This window comes from Paraglaciecola arctica BSs20135 (assembly GCF_000314995.1).
Taxonomy (GTDB): Bacteria; Pseudomonadota; Gammaproteobacteria; order Enterobacterales; family Alteromonadaceae; genus Paraglaciecola; species Paraglaciecola arctica.
On record NZ_BAEO01000070.1, the window covers coordinates 24,675 to 32,898 of the forward strand.

Sequence of the window (8,224 nt, forward strand, 5' to 3'; positions counted from 1 at the left end):
CGGAGAAAATTACAATGAAACACATATCCTCACGCACGTTTTTACTGCGTAATATGTTGCTCGGTAGCCTATTACTTGGTTGTGGCAGTGATTCTGATCCTGAACCGACACCTACTGATAACACTACTAATAGCGCACCGGCTGTCTCTATTACAGGTGAAAACACCGTTCAGGAAGGACAAGTATTAACCCTTACTGCAAACGCGTCGGATGCCGATGGCAGTATTAGCAGCGTAAAATGGTCAACCACCTCAAGCGATATTTCACTCACTGGAGATGATACTACGTCGGTGAGTTTTACGGCACCTGATACAGATAGCGATGTTAGCCTGACACTTGATGTACTTATTACCGATAATGACGGTGCAACCGCGACTCAAAGTGTCACGATTACCATTACCCCTATAGAATCGTTACTGACTATTACAGGCTCAGTTACCGATGGCATTGATGTAGAAGTGACTATTGGTGAACAAGTATTTTCATCGCTGGTAGACGAAAATGGAACGTATTCGATAGCGATTATGATTGATGAATCATTAAAAAGTCACCTAGCACTGCTATCAGTGCTAGGTGATAGCAGTATCAATCCAGAAGTCGAATTTGTCTCTCAACTTGGCTCACTTGCCAGCTTAATCGAACAAGCAGACAGCGACAACATTTTAACCGAAGACGAAAATTTCGGGGTAAACATAACCAATGTCACAACTGCAGAGTACGCATTGTTGACTAGTGATGGTACGACTTTTATAACAGATGCAGAATTAACTTCAGCCCTTAGTGGAATTGATAACGAACAGAAAAACACCTTAGCGGCGTTAATCGACATTATTCTTACAGATAATGATTTTAGTCTACCCAGCGGCGTATCCACGACATTAGATTTAGTAAGTGACAACGCAACAGCCAGCACGTTTGAGCAAGATGTTATAACACAAAGCCCTACCCTTATTGCCGAAACCATTAGCTCGATAATTAATGACAACAGCCTAACAAGTGAGTCGGATATTGTTGGTACATGGAAAATTGGTAGTGATGTACTCACGTTTACACGTTCAGGGCATTATGTACATATTACAACTGAAGCCGAAGAAGGTGGTGATGGAAAGATTGGTTATGAAATAGGTACTTATTCATGGGATCAATCTACAGGCGTTTTGAACTATATGACCGCAGAAGATTCAAATGGCGACTCTGGTTTACATGATGAATTTGAAGAACCACTTGATACACAAGCAGTGCTTAGTTCCACATTGACTGCTACTGAAAATACATTAGCGATTAATGATGGCAGTGATACGTTCAACGCGCCACACCTAACTAGTGATAGCAATCCAATAGTAGGCGGTTTTTATCTAGATTATACAAATTTCAGCAATGACTTATCAATGCAAATTACGCTCGATGACAATAAGACGATTTGGCTAACCAGCTGGAATGGTGAGCTACCTGCTGGGATTAGTTATTTGTATATCATGCAAGATTACAGTTATGACGCAGAGACTAGATTACGTATCGTACATTCACAAAATGTATATGTTGATGGAATTATAGTGCAGCAAACAACTGAAGAGGTCGGCCGAGCATTGACCAATGTGCAAGGTGATGTACTGTCGTCGATTGATGAAAATGGTGTTCGTTTTATTAAAAATAGTTATACCACTACCGACCAAGATTATTTAAACACTGATGATGTGATAGGTGATTTCGACGGTATTAACGGCGAGGATAGTTTTAGCGTCACCTTTAACGCTGACGGCACCGCTCTGGCTAATGGCGAAGTAGTTTTGCAATGGGAAGTAACATATGGTCAATTACTTCTTATTTCAGAGAGTTTTACCCAAATTTGGTCACCTACTACACTGGCTAGTGATATTTGGCAGTTTAATATTACTGAATATACCGCAGAAGGAGACTTTGATCGCAGCAATGTTGGCTCTCTTACAAAAAGCCAGTAATACATATACCCAAAGCCATTGGAGTGGCAGCTAGGCGGCAATCGAACTCAGCCCCATGAGCTTAGGCGTACTAAGTGATTGGGGTGAGTGAGAGCAGCCAACAACGCTGCAACTTCAAGGGAGACGGGTATATTTAACCCAGCATATCTTTTACGGACGCACCGCTAGCATAATGTTGTTGACTGACTCTAAGGCTAGTTTTCATATAGAGTTCGTCAATCTCATCGGCTGGCATAAATTTATCGCTGAATCCCGGCATAGCAGGGTCAATATGCAACCTAGCACTGTTGATGAAATGTGCAATCAACTCCTTCACATTGTCAGTACCCATTGCTATACGCATAGTCGTCAGATAGATACCACTCTTGGCTTGCGCCTCAGGGTCTAACTCACTGTGAGAAGTTAATGCTGGGCATAAAACAATAGTATTGTGCTGACCAATGCTCACCTGATGGCTAAAAGCCGGTTCAAGAGCATCAAAAAAGCGCACGAAGGTATCGCGACTAATATCAGTGCCTTGCATGTCCACAGTAAATAGAGCACATGGCCAACCGTGGCGCATTTGCCCCTCTCTTAATGCTGCGTTGGGGTGACCTTCTATCGCATGACAATTAACGTTAAAGCTTTTATGAGAAGCTAAAAATTGACTAAATACAAAAGTATTGATCACCTTTTGCATAATGCGCATTTCGAGGGTTTTCATACCGGTTAATACATCAAAGGCTTTTTCAGAGTCTAAAAAAGCGCCCTTAATGTAATACACATCCCAGAACATGGTTTTTGACCAATCATAACCATTTACACAATCGCCTTTACCTTGGAACATGCGATAGGCTTCGCCAATCACCACTCCTGCCGTGGTTGCACCGCTACCACAAATGTCTTTGGTGTAACTATGCATCACATAATCTGGGCGTTCTTCTTTATCATCACGTTGTAATGGTTGATGTAAAATGGGGGTGGCGAGTGTGGCATCTAACATCACGACATGGCCAGATGCATGAGCAATTTTGCTGATCCCAGCCACATCAAGCACATAACCATGAGGGTTACAGGGAGACTCCATATACACATGCAAAGCGTTCCCCCCATCGAGACGTTTAGAATGTTTAGTTTTGGTTTGTTGCATAAAACTAGAAAATTCTTCGGCTGAATATCCATCAAACCACTCAAGTTGAACATTTAAACGGTTTTCACGAGCAAAAAAGTCGTGTAATAGTTGATACACTCCGCCGTATACATTACGGGATACAATTAACACATCACCATGGCTTAAAACATTAGATAACAGCGCATCAATAGCAGCCATACCCGAGTTAAAGTTCCATGCGAGATAATCTGCAGCATAAGGTCCGGCTTCTAAGTCCACTATGGCATTGGCTAATGAAATATTAGTTGGATTGAGTAAGCGCGAATAAATCTGATGAGTTGATTCTTTGCCTTGAAAGGCATCATCTACCCATTCTGTACAGGCATACACATAGGTAGCAGTTCTGACAACTACTGGAGTGGCTGAAAACAACGCAGTGACATTGTCGAACAATGGATAATGGCTTTTACTCACTTGAGAGCCAGATTGTTTACTTAAACTTTGATAAGTCGCGCGAAAAGGGTTTTGCAAGGTGTCGAGGATTTTGGCAATTTGAAAAGACAAAAACTTTTTTGCATTAAAATAGGCGACTTTATTTTCTTTACTCAAACCTTCAAGGGTATCGCTGGTGATCTTCCAAAGTTGTTGCATATTGGCTTGGGTGTAATACAAATGCTGGGCCGTATTAAACAAAGCTTGCCCATACTCGCTATTTTTGTCGATACCAAAATGCGCCAATTGTTCGTCTGTTAGCTCATCAATTGTAGTAGCCTGTGTGGTGTTTCTTTTTGGCGATAATATTTTTGCTTGGTCAGTTATATTGGTAGCACTCATGTTAACGTCTCTGTGGATTATGGAATTGACAACTCAAGAGTAAACCGAATTTAATTCAAAAATAAGACATAAATGACAAATATAATTTTAAAAACACCCAAAACAAGTAATTTAATCTTTACATGGTAACTATTTAATCTATGCATAACTTAGCTATTTTGAGTCGTGATACCACGCTCTACATGACATTGCTTGAAGAGGCGCAGTTGCCATTTCTAGCGCTAATATTGGCAGACAACAAACTTCCCGAGTCCTTTGATTATTCACAGGTAGACATATTATTTGGTGATCCGGATTTAACCGCGCAAGTAGTTAACCGCTGCAGCAACCTAAAATGGCTGCAATCTACTTGGGCTGGCAACGCGGCCCTTTTTGCCTTAGATAAAAATAACTATCAACTCTGTGGCGTAAAAGGTGTATTTCAACAAGCGATGCAAGAATATGTATTTGCTTACCTGCTATATTTTTCCCGTAATTTGGCTGGATTTAATCAGGCACAGAAACACAAAATATGGGCAGCGCCGACTTATCAGTCATTAGCAGGTAAAACCTTAGGAATAATGGGAGTCGGGGATATAGGTCAAGCAGTAGCGAAGATGGCTAAACAATTTTCAATGAAAACACGTGGCTATACTAGAACCACTAATAACTGCGAATATATTGATCAATATTACACTTATGACGACACACAAGCGTTTGCAGCTGGATTGGATTATTTGGTATGCCTATTACCACAAAGCAGCGAAACGACCGGACTTATCGACCAAAAGTTTTTATCTTATTTGCCGCAACACTGCGTATTGATCAATGCGGGGCGAGGTACAACAATAGTGGACAACGCCTTAATCGATGCAATAAAAAATCAGGCACTACAAGCGGCAGTGTTAGATGTATTTGAGCATGAGCCATTGCCTGAGCATCACCCATATTGGCAGTTAGACAATATCTACGTTACCCAGCACACAGCTGCAGAATCATTACCAGAAGACATTTTCCCCATATTCAGCGAAAATTATCGTAGATATATCAATGGATTAACCCTTCAACACCTTTTAGATTTTAACAAAGGCTATTAAGGGAAATCCTTCAGGTGACCATTTTAATGGGTATTACCGAGTACAAACCCAATAAATTCGATTTGAATGGCTAGGCAGAGTTGATATTTTTCTGGCGCAACTAGTCCAATAACGAACCAGAAAAATGACGCATTTCATTCGGTAATGCTGGGTTAGTTAAGGTAAATATTTTCCTATCCCGTAAATTGAAGCGTTGCACCACATCACCATGATGATGCTCAAAAAGCGTATCAAACTCCCCACTAGCTTTTATCTCGTTGAGTCCTTTTTTCACACGTAGAGCCAAACTAGGTTTATTCGGTGTGACATAAAACACTAAAGGAAATGGATAATAAAGCATCAAAGATGGCTCAATGCTAATACCACCTATAGGCACTGCATTATGATTAAATATCTCTTCGATTTCATTCACACCCAAAGCGACATAGTCGAAAGTAGCATTTTTTAATAGCAAAAATAAATCGTCTAAGCTTCCCTGTTCATTAACCTTGTATTGATTATGCCGAAATAAGTCCGCATCAGCCCAAGTTTCAGGAATGCCAATTGATAACGATTGGAGCTGTTGGGGTTTGTTGATTTGAGCGAACTTTGCTAATGATCCGTCTGTCACCAAAAGTAAGCGGTAACCTAACAATCCTTTGGTGAGTGGTTCAGGGATCACCAATTTTTGTTTGTCTTCAAATTTTACATTTCCAGCCACTGTCACCAAAATATCGGCACCATTAGCAAAGATATTGGCTTCATCATCGGCACTAGGGTAATCAGTGTTATCGACTCGTACGTCCACAGCTCCATATTCTTGATTAGTCACATTTAGACAGGCTTCAAGTAAAGCTAATTCGTAATTCTGCCTTGCTGGAGACTTATTACCATTCCAAAAATTTACCTGTTGCATCCGCTTAGTCCTAACAATGACCCGATTGGCCGATTTACACTTTGATTCTGCGCTCAATGCGACAATATGTAGAATACAATTTATTTAGCCATCTAACTTAGTCATTTATGGACACAATATGAAATCACATGTTTTTATGACCTCTCGTTTATTTTCTTCATTATTATTTTTGGCTCTAAGCAGTCCATTACTAGCTTGTAATAGCTCGACTCAATCCCCTGCCGTTGTAAAAGTAGTCAAACTAGATAATCAATATTCCCTAACCGTAAATGGTCAACCCTTTAATGTAAAAGGGGTTGGGTTGGGCTACAAAAACAATGAAACAGTCCTAGCCTTAAAAGAAGCGGGAGGTAATAGCTTTCGAACTTGGGACTTAGACCATATAGAGCAAGAATTAGCCATAGCAGAAAAACTCGGACTGATGATGGCAGTAGGCATAAAGACAGGTAAAGAGTTATTAGGCTTTGATTACAACGACGAAGCAGCCGTAGCAGCGCAATTTGAACGTGTTACTGCTGCCATCGAAAAATACAAAAATCATCCTAATGTACTGATGTGGGTGATTAACAATGAACCTAATTTATTGTTTGACGAAGCAGGCGAGTTAAAACAAGTCAACACTAAGGTTTATGAAGCTATGGGTGACATCATTGATTATATTCATAAAAATGATCCCAACCACCCTGTTACTTTTAGTCTTGCCGGTGCTAGGCCAAACGATATCGCCCAAGTAATAAAATACGCACCCAATATCGATATTTTGTCCGTGCAAAATTATGGAGATTTAGTTGGGTTACCCGCAAGCATCGCCGAAAGTAACCTAGACAAACCTTACATGGTGACCGAGTTTGGTCCTATGGGACATTGGGAGTTACCCACCACTGAATGGGATCGCGAAATTGAAGAGCCCAGTGCAGTTAAAGCGGCAGGTATGGCCAAACGTATGCAAGATGTCATCCTTGACGATAAAACCGGTAAAATCATCGGTTCCTTTGCGTTTTTCTGGGGCCAGAAACAAGAACGCACCCCTACCTGGTATGGCATGTTTAACGAATCGGGTGAACAAACAGCCCGCATAGACGAACTGACTCGGATGTGGACAGGACAGTACCCAGCTAACCGTGCGCCATTGTCCAAAGCTATCACGATCAATAATAAACAAGCCGTTGAAAATGTGCGTTTGCAAGCCGGACAACCTGCCGTAGTCAAAGTACAAGTATCAGATCCAGATGGCGACCTATTAACTCATGAATGGGTGTTGATGAAAGAAGTGGAGACTCGCAGTCAAGGGGGACATTTTGAAGCAAAACCGGCAGCCTTGGCATTACAAATACTCAAATCTGAGGTTCAAGCAGATTACGTTGAAATGACCTTTAACGCCCCTAATGAAATCGGCGAGTATCGTTTATTTAACTACGCCTACGACGGAAAAAACAAAGTAGGTAATGCAAATATTCCTTTTATGGTTGAGAATTAGCGACAACTAAAGACTAAAACAAAGCATTGCTTTAGTCTTTTCATTTTCATGCTAACCCTATATGGAGCATTCATGTCAGACCCCCTAGACAATATTGCGCAATTTACACCAGAACAACGCCTAAGCTACTTAGTAAAAGAATGTATCTTAAATAAACAAGTTTGGATCCTGACAGACCAAGACGGTTGCGTAATGCTCAATACCGAAGATGAAGATTGTACACCTGTATGGCCAAACGAGGATTTTGCTAAAGCATGGGCAACGGGTGATTGGTCTGAATGTGAGCCTAAGGCGATTGATTTAAAAACCTGGCATAGCCGCTGGACCCAAGGGTTAGAAGACGACGACGTGGCCATCGCAGTTTTCCCGAGCGAAAATGAAGAAGGGCTAGTGATTTCTGCACAAGAATTTGATTTTGAATTAAAGACAAAAGCGAGAAAATAAAGCATTTCTGGATTAATCGCCACTCGCTCTACCAATGATTATGAATAGAACTTCATCGAATTGACAGACTGCAATGAACATATTGCCAATATTCAACAATGAGTCCTTGAGTAACGGCAAAACTGAGAAAGCAGTCGGTAACATCCTCCCGTTTATCCCCCGTAATTCCCGCGAAGGCGGGAACCTCCAACAACATCTGTAGATTTCAATAAAGTATCTTATTTCCAAAATTAAAATTGATTGAAATACACTAATATAATACTGTTTTTAAACGATTTAAATTGGCTGCACGGTAAATGTTAGTGGGTTCCCTCCTCCGAGGGAATGACGTGTAATATCTTCAATATCTGCGTCGTCAGCGAGGTGTAATATCTTAAAAATCCTCACCGTCTGTTTACTGCTAATTGGGATCGTTCACTGAGCGGTTCGGCTATGACCGCTTTTGGCACA

General features: G+C 41.0%; 6 protein-coding genes. 4 read left to right on the forward strand and 2 right to left on the reverse strand.

What is annotated here, in order from left to right; genetic code table 11:
• The first annotated feature begins 14 nt into the window (after positions 1–14).
• Positions 15–1,958 (forward strand): PKD domain-containing protein, encoded by a 1,944-nt coding sequence (locus GARC_RS25375; RefSeq protein ID WP_007625933.1) that lies wholly within the window; start codon positions 15–17, stop codon positions 1,956–1,958.
• A 133-nt stretch (positions 1,959–2,091) separates the two neighbouring features.
• Here the strand turns inward: GARC_RS25375 and GARC_RS25380 are convergent, their stop codons facing one another.
• Positions 2,092–3,882 (reverse strand): trans-sulfuration enzyme family protein, encoded by a 1,791-nt coding sequence (locus GARC_RS25380; RefSeq protein ID WP_007625935.1) that lies wholly within the window; start codon positions 3,880–3,882, stop codon positions 2,092–2,094.
• 140 nt (positions 3,883–4,022) lie between these two features.
• On the opposite strand from GARC_RS25380, the gene GARC_RS25385 reads away from it, so the two are divergent.
• A complete protein-coding gene (locus tag GARC_RS25385; protein WP_007625936.1) occupies positions 4,023–4,958 on the forward strand; it encodes a D-2-hydroxyacid dehydrogenase in 936 nt (311 codons plus the stop codon).
• Between the two features lie 100 nt (positions 4,959–5,058).
• Here GARC_RS25385 and GARC_RS25390 read toward each other — a convergent pair whose 3' ends face one another.
• Positions 5,059–5,853 (reverse strand): type 2 periplasmic-binding domain-containing protein, encoded by a 795-nt coding sequence (locus GARC_RS25390; RefSeq protein ID WP_007625937.1) that lies wholly within the window; start codon positions 5,851–5,853, stop codon positions 5,059–5,061.
• Between the two features lie 118 nt (positions 5,854–5,971).
• Between GARC_RS25390 and GARC_RS25395 the strand changes: the two genes are divergently transcribed.
• Positions 5,972–7,330: a glycoside hydrolase family 2 TIM barrel-domain containing protein gene (locus tag GARC_RS25395; protein WP_007625938.1), complete on the forward strand. Its 1,359-nt coding sequence runs from the start codon at positions 5,972–5,974 to the stop codon at positions 7,328–7,330.
• 72 nt (positions 7,331–7,402) lie between these two features.
• Entirely contained in the window at positions 7,403–7,774 is a 372-nt protein-coding gene (locus tag GARC_RS25400; protein WP_007625939.1) for a DUF2750 domain-containing protein, read from the forward strand.
• Positions 7,775–8,224 lie beyond the last annotated feature (450 nt).